We start from the raw sequence: 18,150 nt of genomic DNA, 5'->3' as shown, positions 1-18,150 counted from the left end.
GATGTCTGATCTGATTACTGTAGCTCGCCCCTACGCCAAAGCAGCTTTTGACTTTGCTGTTGAGCATCAAAGTATAGAACGCTGGCAACAGATGCTGGCGTTTGCCGCAGAAGTGGCTCGCAATGAACAGATGGCTGATCTTCTCTCAGGTGCATTAGCCCCTGAAGCGCTGGCAGCGTCGTTTAACGCAGTCTGTGGTGATCAACTGGATGAACCCGCACAGAACCTGATTAAGGTGATGGCGGAAAACGGACGTTTGACAGCGCTTCCGGCTGTACTGGCTCAGTATATCGAACTGCGTGACGCTCATGAAGCCACCGCTGAAGTCGATGTTATTTCCGCCAGTACGCTGAGTGACGACCAGCTGAATAAAATCAGCGCCGCGATGGAAAAACGTCTGTCACGCAAAGTTAAGCTGAATTGCAAAATTGATAAGTCTGTGATGGCAGGCGTGATCATCCGTTCGGGTGATCTGGTTATTGACGGCAGCGTACGCGGCCGTCTTGACCGTCTGGCTGACGTCTTGCAGTCTTAAGGGGACTGGAGCATATGCAACTGAATTCCACCGAAATCAGCGAACTGATCAAGCAGCGCATTGCTCAGTTCAATGTCGTGAGTGAAGCTCACAACGAAGGTACGATTGTTTCTGTAAGTGACGGTATCATCCGCGTACACGGCCTGGCCGATGTCATGCAGGGTGAGATGATTGCCCTGCCGGGTAACCGTTACGCTATCGCCCTGAACCTCGAGCGTGACTCGGTTGGTGCAGTGGTGATGGGTCCGTACGCTGACCTCGCCGAAGGCATGAAGGTTAAGTGTACTGGCCGTATTCTTGAAGTACCGGTAGGCCGTGGCCTGCTGGGCCGCGTCGTGAACACCCTGGGTGCACCTATCGACGGTAAAGGCGCAATCGACAACGACGGTTTCTCACCGGTCGAAGTGATTGCACCTGGCGTTATCGATCGTCAGTCAGTCGACCAGCCGGTTCAGACCGGTTATAAGTCGGTCGATGCGATGATTCCAATCGGCCGTGGCCAGCGTGAGCTGATCATCGGTGACCGTCAGACCGGTAAAACCGCGATGGCGATCGATGCGATCATCAACCAGCGTGACTCAGGCATCAAGTGTGTCTACGTTGCGATTGGTCAGAAAGCCTCAACCATCTCTAACGTGGTTCGTAAGCTGGAAGAGCATGGCGCACTGCAGAACACCATCGTTGTTGTGGCGTCTGCTTCTGAATCTGCTGCACTGCAGTATCTCTCTCCGTACGCAGGTTGTGCGATGGGCGAATACTTCCGTGACCGTGGTGAAGATGCGCTGATCGTATACGATGACCTCTCCAAGCAGGCTATCGCTTACCGTCAAATCTCTCTGCTGCTGCGCCGTCCACCAGGCCGTGAAGCATTCCCTGGCGACGTGTTCTATCTCCACTCTCGTCTGCTGGAACGTGCATCACGCGTAAGCGCTGATTATGTTGAGCGTTTCACCAATGGCGCAGTGACAGGTAAAACCGGTTCACTGACCGCGCTGCCGATCATCGAAACCCAGGCGGGCGACGTTTCTGCGTTCGTTCCGACCAACGTAATCTCGATTACTGATGGTCAGATCTTCCTGGAATCGAACCTGTTCAACTCCGGTATTCGTCCGGCTGTTAACCCAGGTATTTCGGTATCCCGCGTAGGTGGTGCTGCACAGACCAAGATCATCAAGAAACTGTCCGGTGGTATCCGTACCGCGCTGGCACAGTATCGTGAACTGGCGGCGTTCTCGCAGTTCGCCTCTGATCTGGACGATGCAACCCGCAAACAGCTGAGCCATGGTCAGAAAGTGACCGAGCTGCTGAAGCAGAAACAGTATGCGCCGATGTCTGTCGCGCAGCAGGGTCTGGTTCTGTTCGCTGCAGAGCGTGGCTACCTGAACGACGTTGAACTGGCAAAAATTGGCAGCTTCGAAGCTGCGCTGCTAGCCTTCGCCGATCGCGACCACGCTGAGCTGATGGCTGAAATCAACCAGTCGGGTAACTTTAACAACGATATCGAAGCGAAGCTGAAAGGCCTGATCGATACGTTTAAAGCAACCCAGTCCTGGTAATGTCTGGCGGCTTGTCTGAAAAGGCAGGCCGCAAGGCTTTGAGGAGAAGCTAATGGCCGGCGCAAAAGAGATACGAAGCAAGATTGGAAGCGTGAAAAACACGCAGAAGATCACCAAAGCGATGGAAATGGTCGCCGCCTCCAAGATGCGTAAAACGCAGGAACGCATGGCGGCCAGCCGTCCGTATGCAGACACCATGCGCAAAGTGATTGGTCACCTTGCGTTGGGTAATCTGGAATACAAGCACCCTTACCTGGAACAGCGCGACGTGAAGCGCGTCGGCTACCTGGTCGTTTCTACAGACCGCGGGCTTTGTGGTGGTTTGAACATTAACCTGTTCAAAAAATTACTGGCGGATATGAAGTCCTGGTCCGATAAAGGCGTGCAGAGCGATCTGTCGATTATCGGTTCAAAAGGGGCGTCATTCTTCAGTGCAGTAGGTGGCAACATCGTGGCGCAAGTCAGCGGCATGGGCGATAAACCTGCCCTGTCTGATCTGATTGGCCCGGTAAAAGTGATGTTGCAGGCGTATGATGAAGGCCGCATCGACAAACTGATGATCGTCAGTAACAAGTTCAATAACACCATGTCTCAGACTCCGACCATCACCCAACTGCTGCCGTTAGCGCCAGCGGAAGGTGAAGAAGAGATGAAGGCGAAGACCTGGGATTACCTGTACGAACCCGATCCGAAAGCGCTGCTGGATACCCTGCTGCGTCGTTATGTCGAATCGCAGGTTTATCAGGGTGTGGTGGAAAATCTGGCCAGTGAGCAGGCCGCACGTATGGTAGCGATGAAAGCCGCAACCGATAACGGCGGAAATCTGATCAAAGAGCTGCAGTTGGTTTACAACAAAGCTCGTCAGGCCAGCATCACCCAGGAACTTACCGAGATCGTCTCGGGGGCCTCCGCGGTTTAACCAGGTTTGGAATTAGGTAGAGGATTCAAGATGGCAACTGGAAAGATTGTCCAGATTATCGGCGCCGTTGTTGACGTCGAATTCCCTCAGGACGCGGTACCGCAAGTGTACAGCGCCCTCGAGGTTATGAATGGTGATGCGCGTCTGGTGCTGGAAGTACAGCAGCAGCTGGGCGGCGGCGTAGTACGTACCATCGCAATGGGTACGTCTGACGGCCTGAAGCGTGGTCTGAACGTCAACGACCTGCAGAAACCGATTCAGGTACCGGTCGGTAAAGCGACTCTGGGCCGTATCATGAACGTTCTCGGCGAGCCAATCGATATGAAAGGCGAGCTGAAAGAAGAAGATGGCAGCGCAGTAGAGATCGCCTCTATTCACCGCGCAGCGCCTTCTTATGAAGATCAGTCTAACTCGCAGGAACTGCTGGAAACCGGCATCAAGGTTATCGACCTGATGTGTCCGTTTGCCAAAGGCGGTAAAGTGGGTCTGTTCGGTGGTGCGGGTGTAGGTAAAACCGTCAACATGATGGAACTGATCCGTAACATCGCAGCTGAACACTCAGGTTACTCAGTGTTTGCTGGTGTGGGTGAGCGTACTCGTGAGGGTAACGACTTCTACCACGAAATGACTGACTCAAACGTTATCGACAAAGTTGCTCTGGTCTATGGCCAGATGAACGAGCCGCCGGGTAACCGTCTGCGCGTAGCCCTGACCGGTCTGACCATGGCGGAAAAATTCCGTGATGAAGGCCGCGACGTTCTGCTGTTCATCGATAACATCTACCGTTATACCCTGGCCGGTACAGAAGTCTCTGCACTGCTGGGTCGTATGCCATCTGCGGTAGGTTACCAGCCAACGCTCGCAGAAGAGATGGGTGTGTTGCAGGAGCGTATTACCTCCACCAAGACCGGTTCAATCACTTCCGTACAGGCCGTTTACGTCCCTGCGGATGACCTGACTGACCCGTCACCAGCAACCACCTTTGCGCACTTAGACTCAACGGTAACGCTGAGCCGTCAGATCGCATCTCTGGGTATCTACCCGGCCGTTGACCCACTGGACTCTACCAGCCGTCAGCTGGATCCGCTGGTTGTTGGTCAGGAACACTATGATGTTGCGCGTGGCGTTCAGTCACTGCTGCAGCGTTATCAGGAACTGAAAGACATCATCGCCATCCTCGGTATGGATGAGCTGTCTGAAGAAGACAAACTGCTGGTGGCACGTGCGCGTAAGATTCAGCGCTTCCTGTCTCAGCCGTTCTTCGTTGCGGAAGTATTCACCGGTTCACCGGGTAAATACGTTACGCTGAAAGACACTATCCGTGGCTTTAAAGGCATCATGGAAGGTGAGTTTGACCACCTGCCAGAGCAGGCCTTCTACATGGTTGGCGCCATCGAAGAAGCCGTGGAAAAAGCGAAGAAACTGTAATAACGGTTTCCCGGGAGGAAGATTATGGCTATGACTTATCACCTGGATGTGGTCAGCGCAGAGGAGCAGTTGTTCTCTGGTCTGGTACAGAAGATTCAGGTGTCAGGTAGCGAAGGTGAACTGGGGATTTTCCCTGGCCATGCGCCGCTGCTGACTGCCATTAAGCCTGGAATGATCCGTATCGTGAAACAGCACGGCGAAGAGGAGTATATCTACCTCTCTGGCGGCGTGCTGGAAGTGCAACCAGGCAGCAGCACCGTTCTGGCCGATACCGCGATTCGCGGTACCGATCTGGACGAAGCGCGCGCGCTGGAAGCAAAACGCAAAGCAGAAGAGCACATGAACAGCAGCCATGGTGACGTGGACTATGCTCAGGCCTCTGCCGAGCTGGCGAAAGCCATTGCTAAACTGCGCGTGATCGAACTGACCAAAAAAGCGATGTAATCCAGCTTTATGCGTCACGAAATGCCAGCCCTCGGGCTGGCATTTTTTTTGCCTGCGGCGCCCGATCTGCCTGTCCGCCTAATTTCGGCCTGAGAAAAATGTAGTAATCTCAACCTCAAACCGTTTTACTTTCACCCGTAAAAATTCACTCAGGATAGTTATGTCTAACAGTGCGATGAGTGTGGTGATCCTTGCAGCTGGCAAGGGCACCCGTATGTATTCCGATCTGCCTAAAGTTCTGCATACGCTGGCAGGCAAACCGATGGTTCAGCACGTCATTGATGCCGCCAAAGGGCTGGGCGCACAGCATGTGCATCTGGTTTATGGTCATGGCGGCGATCGCCTGAAAGCGACCCTCACTGACAGCACGCTTAACTGGGTGCTGCAGGCCGAGCAGCTCGGCACCGGCCATGCCATGCAGCAGGCTGCCCCTGCTTTTGCAGATGATGAAGATATCATGATGCTCTATGGCGACGTGCCGCTGATCACGCAGGCGACATTGCAGCGTCTTCGCGAAGCAAAACCGCAGGGCGGCATCGGCTTACTCACCGTGGTACTGGATGACCCTACCGGCTATGGCCGCATTGTGCGTGAAAACGACACCATCACTAGCATTATCGAACAGAAAGATGCCAGCCCGGCGCAGCTCACTATTAAAGAGATCAACACCGGCATTCTGATCGCCAATGGGGGCGACTTAAAACGCTGGCTGGCGCAGCTGACCAACAACAATGCGCAGGGTGAGTATTACATCACCGATATTATCGCGCTGGCGCATCAGGAAGGCCGGGTGATCAACGCGGTCCATCCGGCACGCATCAGTGAAACGGATGGTGTCAATAACCGGCTGCAGCTGGCGACATTAGAACGCACTTACCAGGCTGAACAGGCGGAAAAACTGCTGCTGGCCGGCGTAATGCTGCGCGATCCGGCCCGTTTTGATCTGCGTGGAACGCTGACCCATGGACGGGATGTTGAAATCGACACCAACGTCATTATTGAAGGCCAGGTCACGCTGGGCTCGCGCGTCAAAATTGGCGCGGGCTGCATTATCAAAAACAGCGTGATTGGCGATGACTGTGAAATCAGCCCCTATACGGTGATCGAGGATGCTAATCTCGCCACCGCCTGTACCGTTGGGCCTTTTGCCCGTCTGCGTCCTGGCAGCGAGCTGGCGCAGGCCGCCCACGTGGGTAACTTCGTCGAAATGAAGAAAGCGCGTCTGGGTAAGGGTTCGAAAGCGGGTCACCTCTCCTACCTGGGTGATGCAGAGATTGGCGACAACGTGAATATCGGTGCAGGCACGATCACCTGTAACTACGATGGCGCGAATAAATTTAAAACTGTGATTGGCGATGACGTGTTTGTCGGCTCGGATACGCAGCTGGTGGCACCAGTCAATGTCGCGCCAGGCACCACCATCGCGGCAGGTACTACCGTTATGAGGGATGTGCCTCAGGCTGGTCTGGTTTACAACCGCAAAGAGCAGAATCACAAAGCGGACTGGCAGCGTCCGGTGAAGAAAAAATAAATTTTTTAACGGCCCGCTTTATGCGGGCCGATGCAGTGCAGTGCCAAAACTATAATCCCCACTCTCTACAAGGCTCGGGGAACCGGCAAAGCCGGATATCAGGTCGCATGACAACAGAAGTGGCGAAAAGCCATGTAGTCAGGAAAACATCATTATGTGTGGAATTGTTGGTGCAGTAGCACAACGCGATATCGCAGAAATTCTGCTGGAAGGTCTGCGTCGTCTTGAATATCGCGGATATGATTCGGCCGGTCTGGCCGTGGTCGATCGTCAGGGGCACGTCACGCGCCTGAGACGTTTAGGGAAAGTGCAGAAGCTGGCAGAAGCCGCTGAACAGCAACCGCTGATTGGTGGCACCGGCATCGCGCACACGCGCTGGGCAACCCATGGCGAGCCGTCGGAAGCGAATGCGCATCCGCACATCTCAGAGCACATTATCATTGTGCACAACGGCATCATTGAAAACCATGAGCCGCTGCGCGCTGAGCTGATCGCGCGCGGCTACGTCTTTGCCTCTGAAACCGACACCGAAGTGGTGGCGCATCTGGTTCACTGGGAGCAGAAGCAGGGCGGTTCACTGCGCGAAGTGGTGCTGCGTGTGATTCCACAGCTGCGCGGTGCCTATGGCATGGTGATCATGGACAGCCGCGATCCCTCACTGCTGGTGGCGGCCCGCTCCGGCAGCCCGCTGGTGATTGGCCGTGGGATGGGTGAAAACTTTATCGCTTCAGATCAGCTGGCCCTGCTGCCAGTGACCCGCCGCTTTATCTATCTGGAAGAGGGTGATATCGCCGAGATCAGTCGTCGTGATGTCACGATTATTGACCGCGAAGGCAACACCGTGACGCGTGCCGAGATCGAATCTAATCTGCAATATGATGCCGGTGACAAAGGTATTTACCGTCACTACATGCAGAAAGAGATCTACGAACAGCCGATGGCGCTGAAAAGCACCCTGAGCGGTCGGTTCAGCCAGGGTCAGGTTGATCTCAGCGAACTGGGCGCGGGCGCAGAAGCGCTGCTGAGCCAGGTAGAGCATATCCAGATTATCGCCTGCGGCACCTCCTACAACTCTGGCATGGTGTCACGCTACTGGTTTGAGTCGCTGGCTAACCTGCCCTGTGATGTGGAGATCGCTTCTGAGTTCCGCTATCGCAAGTCAGCGGTGCGCAAAAACAGCCTGCTGATCACCCTGTCGCAGTCGGGTGAAACGGCAGATACCCTGGCAGCACTGCGTCTCTCTAAAGAGCTGGGCTACCTGGGGTCACTGGCGGTCTGTAACGTAGCCGGTTCGTCACTGGTGCGGGAATCTGACCTGGCGCTGATGACCAAAGCGGGCACCGAAATTGGCGTCGCCTCCACCAAAGCATTCACTACCCAGTTAGCGGTGCTGCTGATGCTGGTGGCGAAACTGGGCCGTCTGAAAGGCATGTCTGCCGAGACTGAGCATGAGATCGTTCATGCACTGCAGGCATTGCCGAACCGGATTGAGCAGATGCTGGCGCAGGATAAGCTGATTGAGAATCTGGCAGAAGGCTTCTCTGACAAGCATCACGCGCTGTTCCTGGGGCGTGGCGATCAATACCCGATTGCCATGGAAGGGGCGCTGAAGCTCAAGGAGATCTCCTACATTCATGCGGAAGCCTACGCGGCAGGCGAGCTGAAACATGGCCCGCTGGCGCTGATTGATGCGGACATGCCGGTGATCGTGGTGGCACCTAACAATGAACTGCTGGAGAAGCTCAAATCCAACATCGAAGAGGTACGCGCTCGCGGCGGCCTGCTCTATGTGTTTGCGGATCAGGATGCGGGCTTCAGCGACAGTGAAGGCATGAAGATTATTCCGTTACCGCACGTTGAAGAGGTGATTGCCCCCATCTTCTACACCGTGCCGTTGCAGTTACTCTCCTATCACGTTGCCCTGATCAAAGGGACCGACGTCGATCAGCCTCGTAACCTGGCAAAATCGGTTACCGTGGAATAACCTGGTGGGCCCCGTCGCGGGCCCACTTCATTCCGGCTCTCTGTCATATAACTGTCATATTTCGTACATTTCACTGTCATCAAACTGTCCTATTTTCCCTCCTGCAGCAATCACAGACTCTTACTAAAACGGCCCCAAGCCTGACTTTTCTCCCCTGGAGGGAACATGACACTGATGCGTAGCACCGTAGCCCGAATCCTCGCCACCACCTTCGCCGTAAGCGCGGTATCTGCTTTTGCGGCCACCGATCTCACTGGCGCAGGCGGGACGTTCCCGGCGCCGGTTTATGCCAAGTGGGCAGCAGAATATCAGCAAGCCACCGGTAGCAAAATTAACTACCAGGGCATCGGTTCATCTGGCGGCGTTAAACAGATCATCGCCAAAACCGTTGATTTCGGTGCGTCCGATGCGCCAATGAAAGATGAAGATCTGCAGAAAAATGGCCTGTTCCAGTTCCCTACCGTGATCGGTGGTGTGGTACTGGCAGTTAACCTGCCCGGTATCAAGTCAGGCCAGCTGACGCTGGATGGCAAGACCGTTGGCGATATTTATCTCGGCACCATCAAAAAGTGGAACGACCCGGCGATCGCCAAACTTAACCCGGGCGTGAAACTGCCGGAAACCAACATCAACGTGGTGCGTCGCGCTGATGGTTCAGGCACCTCATTCGTCTTCACCAGCTATCTGGCGAAAGTGAACCAGGACTGGAACAGCAAAATTGGTAAAGGCAACACCGTTAACTGGCCAGTGGGTCTGGGCGGTAAAGGCAACGACGGCGTCGCCGCGTTTGTTCAGCGTCTGCCGGGTTCAATCGGTTATGTTGAATATGCCTACGCTAAACAGAACAACCTGACCTACACCAAACTGATGGATGCTGATGGTAAAGCGGTGGCACCAAGCGAAACCAGCTTCAGCAATGCCGCGAAAGGCGCAGACTGGAGCAAATCGTTCGCACAGGATCTGACCTTCCAGAAGGGCGCTGATGCCTGGCCAATCTCCTCAACCACCTTCATTCTGATCTACAAAGACCAGGCGAATGCGGCCAAAGGCGCTGAAGTACTGAAGTTCTTCGACTGGGCTTACAAGAAAGGCAGCAAAACCGCCACTGCGCTGGATTATGCTGCGCTGCCAGAGAGCGTGACCGAGCAGATTCGCGCCGCCTGGAAAGCCAACATCAAAGACAGTTCTGGTAAAGCGCTTTATCAGTAATTGACCGACCCTGACCGGGCAGCGGTCCGGTCAGACCCAACGGGCGGCTCATGCCGCCCTGATAACTTCTGAAGACTGAGACTTCTATGGCTGCAACGAAGCCGGCATTCAAAGCCCCGGGTAAACAAGGTGATAAGATTTTTGGCGCGCTGGTCAGACTGGCTGCGCTGATTGTACTGTTACTGATGGGCGGCATTATTGTTTCCCTGATCATCTCCTCGTGGCCCAGCATCCAGAAGTTTGGTTTCGCCTTTTTGTGGACCAAAACCTGGGATGCGCCCAACGAACAATTTGGTGCACTGGTACCGATCTACGGCACCCTTGTAACCTCCATCATTGCCCTGATTATTGCCGTGCCGGTGAGTTTCGGTATCGCGCTGTTCCTGACTGAACTCTCACCCGCCTGGCTGCGTCGCCCGCTGGGCACGGCTATTGAGCTGCTGGCGGCTATCCCGAGTATCGTTTACGGCATGTGGGGCCTGTTTGTTTTCGCGCCGCTGTTCGCCGAATATTTTCAGACGCCGGTTAATGACGTGATGTCGGGCATTCCGATTGTCGGCGAACTCTTCTCCGGCCCCGCTTTTGGTATCGGTATTCTTGCGGCAGGGGTGATTCTGGCAATCATGATCATCCCTTACATCGCTTCGGTGATGCGCGACGTGTTTGAACAGACCCCGGTGATGATGAAAGAGTCTGCTTACGGTATCGGCTGCACCACCTGGGAAGTGATCTGGCGCGTCGTACTGCCCTTTACCAAAAATGGCGTGATTGGTGGTGTGATGCTGGGACTGGGTCGTGCGCTGGGCGAGACCATGGCGGTCACCTTTATTATCGGCAACACCTACCAGCTCGACAGCCCGTCGCTGTTTATGCCGGGTAACAGCATTACCTCAGCACTGGCTAACGAGTTTGCAGAAGCGGAGTCGGGCGTGCATGTTGCCGCGCTGATGGAGCTGGGACTGATCCTGTTTGTGATTACCTTTATCGTGCTGGCGATTTCAAAGCTGATGATTATGCGACTGCAGAAAAGTGAAGGAGCGCGCTCATGACCACGATTGAAATTCAGGCGCGTGCCGAACTGGACGCATCGCGCCGTAAAATGCAGTCCTGGCGCAGTACTAAAAATAAAATTGCGCTGACGCTGTCGCTGCTGACCATGGCATTTGGTCTGTTCTGGCTGGTGTGGATCCTGTTTACCACCGTAACGCGCGGCGTAGATGGGCTTTCCTGGTCCCTTTTCACTGAATCAACGCCACCGCCGAATACCGCGGGCGGCGGTCTGGCGAACGCCCTGGCGGGCAGTGGATTGCTGATTTTCTGGTCTACATTTTTTGGTACGCCGCTGGGCATCATGGCGGGTATTTACCTGGCTGAATATGGTCGCAAATCGGCGCTGTCAGAAGTGATTCGCTTTATTAACGACATTCTGCTTTCAGCACCCTCCATTGTGGTCGGCCTGTTCGTCTACACCCTGGTGGTGGCGAAGATGCAGCACTTCTCCGGCTGGGCCGGGGTGATTGCACTGGCTCTGCTGCAGGTGCCCATTGTGATTCGTACCACTGAAAACATGCTGCGTCTGGTGCCAGACAGCATGCGTGAAGCCGCTTATGCGCTCGGCACGCCCAAGTGGAAGATGATCTCGGCCATCACCCTGAAAGCCTCGGTCTCCGGCATCATTACTGGCGTGCTGCTGGCGATTGCCCGCATCGCAGGTGAAACAGCCCCGCTGCTGTTTACGGCACTGTCGAACCAGTTCTGGAGCACCGACATGATGCAGCCGCTGGCGAACCTGCCGGTCACCATCTTTAAATTCGCCATGAGCCCGTTTGCCGAATGGCAGAGCCTGGCCTGGGCGGGTGTGCTGATCATTACCCTTTGCGTGCTGTTGCTGAACATTGTCGCGCGGGTCATTTTCGCCAAAGGTAAACACGGTTAACTTCCGGCGCGGCCCTGAGCGGCGCCGTATAAGAGAGATGAATTATGAGTATCGCGACAGCATCAGCCGATAAAATTCAGGTCCGTAATCTGAACTTCTATTACGGCAAGTTTCATGCGCTGAAGAACATCAATCTGGATATCGCTAAGAATGAGGTGACCGCGTTTATCGGGCCCTCGGGCTGTGGTAAGTCTACCCTGCTGCGTACCTTCAATAAGATGTACTCACTCTATCCGGAGCAGCGGGCCGAAGGGGACATTCTGCTGGATGGCGAAAATATTCTGGCGACACAGCAGGATATCGCGCTGCTGCGCGCCCGCGTCGGCATGGTGTTTCAGAAGCCGACACCGTTCCCGATGTCGATCTATGACAACATCGCTTTCGGCGTGCGTCTGTTTGAAAAGCTGTCACGTGCCGATATGGATGAGCGCGTACAGTGGGCGCTGACCAAAGCGGCGCTGTGGAATGAAACCAAAGACAAGCTGCATCAGAGCGGTTACAGTCTTTCCGGCGGCCAGCAGCAGCGTCTGTGTATTGCCCGCGGCATCGCGATTCGTCCGGAAGTCCTGCTACTGGATGAACCCTGCTCCGCGCTGGACCCCATCTCCACCGGCCGTATCGAGGAGCTGATCACCGAGCTGAAGCAGGATTACACTGTGGTGATCGTGACGCACAACATGCAGCAGGCAGCACGCTGCTCTGACCATACCGCTTTCATGTACCTGGGCGAACTGATTGAGTTCAGCGACACCGACACGCTGTTCACCAAGCCCGCGCAGAAGCAAACCGAAGACTACATTACTGGCCGCTACGGCTGATCTGACAGGAGAACGACATGGATAATCTGAATCTGAATAAGCACATCTCCGGTCAGTTCAATGCCGAACTGGAGCATATCCGTACCCAGGTGATGATCATGGGCGGCATGGTCGAGCAGCAGCTGACTGATGCTATTACCGCGATGCATAATCTGGATGGCGAACTGGCGCAGCGGGTGATCGACGGCGACCAGAAGGTCAACATGATGGAAGTGGAGATTGATGAAGCCTGCGTGCGCATCATCGCCAAACGTCAGCCAACCGCGATCGATTTGCGTCTGGTGATGGCGATCATCAAAACGATCTCCGAGCTGGAGCGCATTGGCGATGTGGCGGAGAAGATCAGCCGCACGGCGCTGGAGAAGTTTGGTCAACAGCATCTTCCGCTGCTGGTGAGCCTTGAGTCGCTGGGACGTCACACCGTGCAGATGCTGCATGATGTGCTCGACGCCTTTGCACGTATGGATCTCAATGAAGCGATTACCATCTACCGCGAAGATAAGAAGGTGGATAAAGAGTATGAAGGCATTGTTCGTCAGCTGATGACCTACATGATGGAAGATCCGCGCACGATTCCCAGCGTGCTGACGGCACTGTTCTGCGCCCGCGCCATTGAGCGCATCGGTGATCGTTGCCAGAACATCTGCGAAATCATCTTCTATTTCGTCAAAGGTCAGGATTTTCGTCATGTGGGCGGGGATCGGCTCGATGAATTACTGTCGGGTGACGATGGCAGCAACAAACCTTCCTGATACACCTTATCCCTGTGCCAGACAGGCGCAGGGATAAGCCTTTCTGATTGGTCACCTCCTGAACTCTCTTTATAATTGCGGCACTTTACTCTCTGAGGTGCGCAATGATGTCTCCTTCTCCCCAATCAAAACCGGGCGTAACGCCGGGCAAAGCGATGCTGGCTGCGGTCAGCGGTTATGCCATGGATGGATTTGACCTGCTGATACTCGGGTTTATGCTGCCGGCTATCAGTGTTTCGCTGGCGCTCAATCCATCACAGGCAGGATCGCTGGTGACCTGGACGCTGATCGGCGCGGTCATCGGTGGCATCGTCTTTGGTCATCTCAGCGACCGTTATGGTCGCATCCGCATGCTGACCGTCACGATTCTGGTCTTCTCTATCTTTACCGGCCTGTGCGCGGTGGCGCAGGGCTACTGGGATCTGCTCGCCTGGCGAACGCTGGCAGGTGTGGGGCTGGGCGGCGAGTTTGGGATCGGTATGGCGCTGATTGCCGAAGCCTGGCCTGCGGAGAAGCGTAATCGTGCCTCAGCCTGGGTCGGTATCGGCTGGCAGCTGGGCGTGCTGATGGCGGCCTTTATCACGCCACCGCTACTGAATATTATCGGCTGGCGTGGCATGTTCCTGGTTGGTTTGTTGCCTGCGCTGGTCTCGTTCGCCATTCGTCGCGGGATGGGAGAACCTGAGGCGTATCAGCGACAGGTTAAACATGTGCCGTCACTCTCGTTTCCGGCACGCCTGAAGCTGCTGGTCCGCGATCGCGCTACCGCTAAAGCCAGCCTGGGCATTTTTATCCTCTGCTCCGTCCAGAATTTTGGCTACTACGGGCTGATGATCTGGATGCCGAGCTACCTCTCCTCCAGCTTTGGTTTCAGCCTGACAAAATCGGGCCTCTGGACCGCCGTGACCGTCGTCGGCATGACCTTTGGCATCTGGCTGTTTGGCGTGCTGGCCGATCGCTTTACACGCTGGAAAATTTTCCTGCTCTATCAGTTTGGCGCTGTCGTGATGGTGGTGGTCTATGCGCAGCTGCGTGACCCGAACATCATGCTCTTTACCGGCGCCATCATGGGAATGTTTGTTAACGGCATGATTGGCGGCTATGGGGCGCTGATTTCAGATACCTTCCCGCCACAGGTACGTGCCACCGCGCAGAACGTCCTGTTCAACCTTGGGCGTGGCGTAGGCGGTTTTGGTCCGGTCGTGATTGGCCTGCTGGCGAGCCAGTTCTCGTTCACAGCGGCGATTACCCTGCTGGCGCTGATTTATCTGCTGGATATTGTGGCAACGCTGTTCCTGCTGCCGAAGAAACAGAGTCAGGAAGATACGCTGGGGGCCATTGGCTGATGCTCACCTGAAGCAGGAGCTGTGACTGTCATCTCAGCTATTCGGGTTCAGCAACAGGATTCACAATCGTCATCTCAGTAGATGATCAGCAAGATGAGAAAAAAATCCGCACTCTATTTCAGGATAGAGTGCGGTTGATAACATATATCAAGCGGATACAGAGGGATTTATTCAGAGAGCTTACACACTCAATTAATCTCACTGGCAATAAAATTGTCAGATTCCGATGAGATCAATTTTTGATCAGATTAATTTCTTTCTGGGTCTTGTCGCTTTTTTTAACACCAAATTTGCTTCTGACTTAACGGATTTTATATCAGACTTACTGGCACAGAATGGACATGCCATCACACCCGTATAGCTTATCCTGGCTACGCTAAGTGCCTGATTGATAGTATAGCAACTTCCTATAAACGCCCGCCTTGTCTCTGAAGGCAGCTGCGGACAATCCATCCGATGCAGCAGCAATCCTCCGGTTGAATGATCGCTGACGTAGAATTTCATGGCCTTATACATGCCATATCCTTTTGCTGTGTGTAACAAACGAAAATTTAAAAATGCGCTTTTTAAGGTTAGCCATAACCTGTAAAAGCAGCGTCTGAATCCATGTGAAATTAATATGATTGCGGTTTTCACATTAGCTCGTTTGCGTTAAATAAATTTAGCATTTAATTTTAAAGTTAAAAAACATTTTTATTTGGGCTAAATAAATACCTTGTACAGATAAATCTTTTTTTGCTTTAGAATCTAAGAAGGATAGTTCTGCTAAGTTACTGATTTATTGTTTCGTAAACACTAGTCCGTTTCATAAAACATTACGATGAGTAAGAATAAGGGCATAGAAAAAAAGCCATAAGAACCTGAGTTAAAAGAGTTCTTATTTTATACGCACTGAGGTTTGATTCAATAATTGTGATCTTAAATCGAAAATAAGATCAAAATATTTGATCAATATAACTTTGGCTGAGCCTGTAAATGTTACATTAAGGGTATGATTGATAAGCGTTATTATTACCTGTGGCAGTAAATCATTAAACAATTTTATCCAGGTCTTTTTTTTATCGTCAGATGAGCGTGGGTAATATCGTCATGCAGGGTGTGGATGTAATGCGCCGTTACCGCACAGCGTAATACCAAAAAAAAGCCGCAGGCGGAGTAATCTGCTTGCGGCATAAGTCAGCGACTTGCTTCAGGTACTTTATTCTGTTGTCAGGTGCTACTCACTCTGCCAGTGAAAGGGGGAATGTTGCACCGCAACAACCTGCAGGCCATTCTTTATCTTCACCACCCGTTGTGGACCCAATATCTGCTGGGGCTCAGGGTTTTTATTCAGCATCACCCTAGCATGTGTGATGCCAGATCTTTCAGCTAGCTGGCACGTATGGCCTGCTATCGCAGGCCTCTTCTTTGCTTTGGCCGCAGTCCTTTGAACCAGGGTGGTAGCTGGCTTCGTGAAAGATTTGATACTTCCTTCTTCTATTGCGTCAGCCTGACCATTATTGGGTTGTTTCAGGCATACCAGACATCGGCCAACTTCGTGGTGATGCTGTAAAGCTACGGTCATTGCCTGCAGCGCTGTATAAAGGGTGCCAATAAATGTCCGATCGTCGAGAGACTTCGGAATTAAATTACACCCTTCCCGATGTAACAACGTTCCGCTCTCATAATGATTGCTGATGTAGTATTTCATTGCTTTTAACATGCTAATTCCTTAAGCATTACTGGACCTGAATATATCAGGTGAAAGATAATGATATTGATTCTTATTATTATAGTTTCTATTGTCGGGCAGATAATGATTGCATAACTCGCCTGGAACTAAATGCGCGCGCCCAAAAAATCGTTTTAATTTGCGTTAAGGTATTTAACCGGTTTAACCCGCGCAATCTGAATCAACGCTGAATTTCACGTTACGTAAAACAGAAGCATTTTAGTGTAGCAGCGAAATAAGCTGGCAGTTAGCTGAGATACACTTTTCTGGTGTTGACTGATTAAGCGTCAGTGCAAAGAATAGTGGGGCAAGGTGGTAAACAGTATCCGCCTGCTTCGCACACCGGCAGACAACATCGCCAGCCTGGCTTATCGGCATACGCCAGCATTAAACCTTATTATCGACGGGGGCCATTAATTGATACTGCGCCAGGAGACGCGTTAATACGGCAGCGGCTGAACAGTAAGAGGCAGTAGCAATAAGGAAGGATGCCAGGCCAAACGGTTGCTAAACCGGGCATCCTGGACGGATTACTTCATGAGCGGCAGAAGTTGCTGATACAGAATTGAAAAGGTCTCCCGACGTGACTGGTAATGTACCCTTTTGTCCGGATCCGGTTGATGCCGCTGCACCAGAGTCGGCGTCGGGACGGTGACTTCCGGATTCAGCGCCTGCTGCGCCAGCCTTGCGGCGCCCAGAGCCGGACCCACTTCACCTCCGTGGCAATAGTCCAGCGTCTGGCCACTGATATCCGCCAGCATCTGACGCCACAGGGTGCTGCGTGCGCCGCCGCCGATCAACATAATACTCTTTGGCTGCACGCCACACTCATGCAGCACATCCATGCCCTGCGCCAGAGCAAATCCCACCCCTTCCAGCACCGATCGTGCCAGCTCAGGCCGGCCATGCTGGTGGGTAAAGCCAAAGAAGGCGCCCAGTGCATTCGGGTTGTTATGCGGCGTACGCTCACCGGAAAGATAGGGCAAAAACCATAACCCGGGTACGTCATCGCGTGCGCGCTCCGCTTCAGCCAGCAGCTCAGGAACATCTTTGCATCCGGTCAGCGTTGCTGCCCAGTCCAGACAGGAGGCTGCGCTGAGCATCACCGACATCAGATGCCAGCGCTGCGGTAACGCATGGCAGAAGCTGTGTACCGCGCGCGCCGGATTGCTGAGATAGCCGTCGCTTACCACAAAGTAGACGCCCGATGTCCCCAGCGACAGCATTCCCTGACCGGGTTCGGTCATGCCGACACCTATCGCACCTGCAGCATTGTCGCCACCGCCCGCAGCCAGCGGCACCGCGTTCATCTTCCACCGTGTTGCCAGTTCAGCATGCAGAGTGCCCGTCAGGGCATTGCCTTCATAGAGCGTCGGCATCTGCTCCCGGCAGAGATCGCAGGCGTGCAGCATCACATCGCTCCAGTCACGCTGCGCCACATCCAGCCACATTGTCCCTGCGGCATCGGACATATCAGTGGCGAAGTCGCCACTTAATCGCCAGCGCAGATAATCTTTGGGCAACAGCACGTGAGCAATCTGACTGAAGATGGCCGGTTCATGCTGCTGCACCCACAGCAGCTTGGGAGCTGTGAAGCCGGGCATCATCAGGTTGCCGGTGATAGCCCGTGAATCCGGCACCTTCCGTTCCAGCTCACGACACTGCGCCTCGCTGCGTCCGTCATTCCAGAGCATGGCCGGACGTAATACCTGGTTAGCGCTGTCGAGCAGCGTGGCACCATGCATCTGTCCGCTCAGCCCGATGGCCTGCACTGCACGCAGGTCCTGCTTCGCGCTCAGCGCCTGCATAGCCAGCTCCAGCGCCTGCCACCAGCTTTCGGGATCCTGTTCACTCCACAAGGGCTGTGGACGCGAAACCTGCAGGGGCGACGTTTCTGTCGCCACCACGTTGCCCTGTGCATCCATCAGCACCACTTTGACGCCAGAGGTGCCTAAATCGATCCCGATAAACATGCTCTGCT

At 53.9% G+C, this 18,150-nt stretch carries 15 protein-coding genes; 13 read left to right on the top strand and 2 right to left on the bottom strand.

The genetic code is table 11. The features are described from left to right. The first annotated feature begins 1 nt into the window (after window position 1). The 13 genes from atpH (at window position 2) to EE896_RS00210 (ending at window position 14,458) form a co-directional block, all read left to right on the top strand. Window positions 2-535, top strand: a complete 534-nt coding sequence (gene atpH / locus EE896_RS00270; RefSeq protein ID WP_003849530.1) for a F0F1 ATP synthase subunit delta — start codon at window positions 2-4, stop codon at window positions 533-535. A gap of 14 nt (window positions 536-549) precedes the next feature. Further along, entirely contained in the window at window positions 550-2,091 is a 1,542-nt protein-coding gene (gene atpA, locus EE896_RS00265; RefSeq protein ID WP_003849532.1) for a F0F1 ATP synthase subunit alpha, read from the top strand. Window positions 2,092-2,143: 52 nt separating this feature from the next. Beyond that, entirely contained in the window at window positions 2,144-3,010 is an 867-nt protein-coding gene (gene atpG, locus EE896_RS00260; RefSeq protein WP_003849534.1) for a F0F1 ATP synthase subunit gamma, read from the top strand. 30 nt (window positions 3,011-3,040) lie between these two features. Continuing rightward, window positions 3,041-4,438, top strand: coding sequence for a F0F1 ATP synthase subunit beta (gene atpD, locus EE896_RS00255; RefSeq protein WP_008926373.1), 1,398 nt, complete (start codon window positions 3,041-3,043; stop codon window positions 4,436-4,438). A 24-nt stretch (window positions 4,439-4,462) separates the two neighbouring features. Then, window positions 4,463-4,882, top strand: coding sequence for a F0F1 ATP synthase subunit epsilon (locus EE896_RS00250; RefSeq protein WP_008926374.1), 420 nt, complete (start codon window positions 4,463-4,465; stop codon window positions 4,880-4,882). A gap of 160 nt (window positions 4,883-5,042) precedes the next feature. Then, window positions 5,043-6,413: a bifunctional UDP-N-acetylglucosamine diphosphorylase/glucosamine-1-phosphate N-acetyltransferase GlmU gene (glmU, locus tag EE896_RS00245; protein ID WP_003849541.1), complete on the top strand. Its 1,371-nt coding sequence runs from the start codon at window positions 5,043-5,045 to the stop codon at window positions 6,411-6,413. A gap of 154 nt (window positions 6,414-6,567) precedes the next feature. Continuing rightward, a complete protein-coding gene (gene glmS / locus EE896_RS00240) occupies window positions 6,568-8,397 on the top strand; it encodes a glutamine--fructose-6-phosphate transaminase (isomerizing) (protein ID WP_003849542.1) in 1,830 nt (609 codons plus the stop codon). Between the two features lie 165 nt (window positions 8,398-8,562). After that, on the top strand, window positions 8,563-9,606 hold the full coding sequence (gene pstS, locus EE896_RS00235) for a phosphate ABC transporter substrate-binding protein PstS (RefSeq protein WP_003849544.1): 1,044 nt from the start codon (window positions 8,563-8,565) through the stop codon (window positions 9,604-9,606). 86 nt (window positions 9,607-9,692) lie between these two features. After that, window positions 9,693-10,655 (top strand): phosphate ABC transporter permease PstC, encoded by a 963-nt coding sequence (gene pstC, locus EE896_RS00230; protein WP_003849546.1) that lies wholly within the window; start codon window positions 9,693-9,695, stop codon window positions 10,653-10,655. Then, entirely contained in the window at window positions 10,652-11,542 is an 891-nt protein-coding gene (pstA, locus tag EE896_RS00225; RefSeq protein WP_003849548.1) for a phosphate ABC transporter permease PstA, read from the top strand. The genes pstC and pstA overlap by 4 nt, the downstream gene beginning before the upstream one ends. Before the next feature lie 44 nt (window positions 11,543-11,586). Continuing rightward, a complete protein-coding gene (gene pstB, locus EE896_RS00220; RefSeq protein WP_003849550.1) occupies window positions 11,587-12,360 on the top strand; it encodes a phosphate ABC transporter ATP-binding protein PstB in 774 nt (257 codons plus the stop codon). Window positions 12,361-12,377: 17 nt separating this feature from the next. Beyond that, on the top strand, window positions 12,378-13,112 hold the full coding sequence (phoU, locus tag EE896_RS00215; protein ID WP_003849553.1) for a phosphate signaling complex protein PhoU: 735 nt from the start codon (window positions 12,378-12,380) through the stop codon (window positions 13,110-13,112). A 104-nt stretch (window positions 13,113-13,216) separates the two neighbouring features. Continuing rightward, a complete protein-coding gene (locus EE896_RS00210; protein WP_140916041.1) occupies window positions 13,217-14,458 on the top strand; it encodes an MFS transporter in 1,242 nt (413 codons plus the stop codon). Between the two features lie 1,216 nt (window positions 14,459-15,674). On the opposite strand, the gene EE896_RS00205 is transcribed toward EE896_RS00210, so the two are convergent. Both EE896_RS00205 and xylB read right to left on the bottom strand, forming a co-directional pair. Next, the gene (locus EE896_RS00205; protein WP_008926378.1) at window positions 15,675-16,160 is read right to left on the bottom strand and encodes a hypothetical protein; all 486 of its coding nucleotides are present in this window, start codon (window positions 16,158-16,160) and stop codon (window positions 15,675-15,677) included. Between the two features lie 539 nt (window positions 16,161-16,699). Continuing rightward, the gene (gene xylB, locus EE896_RS00200) at window positions 16,700-18,142 is read right to left on the bottom strand and encodes a xylulokinase (RefSeq protein ID WP_003849566.1); all 1,443 of its coding nucleotides are present in this window, start codon (window positions 18,140-18,142) and stop codon (window positions 16,700-16,702) included. Window positions 18,143-18,150 lie beyond the last annotated feature (8 nt).

Source organism: Pantoea eucalypti, assembly GCF_009646115.1.
In the GTDB taxonomy this organism is placed as follows: domain Bacteria; phylum Pseudomonadota; class Gammaproteobacteria; order Enterobacterales; family Enterobacteriaceae; genus Pantoea; species Pantoea eucalypti.
The sequence above is the reverse complement of the archived record's forward strand: the minus strand, read 5'-3'. Positions and strand labels throughout refer to the sequence as shown.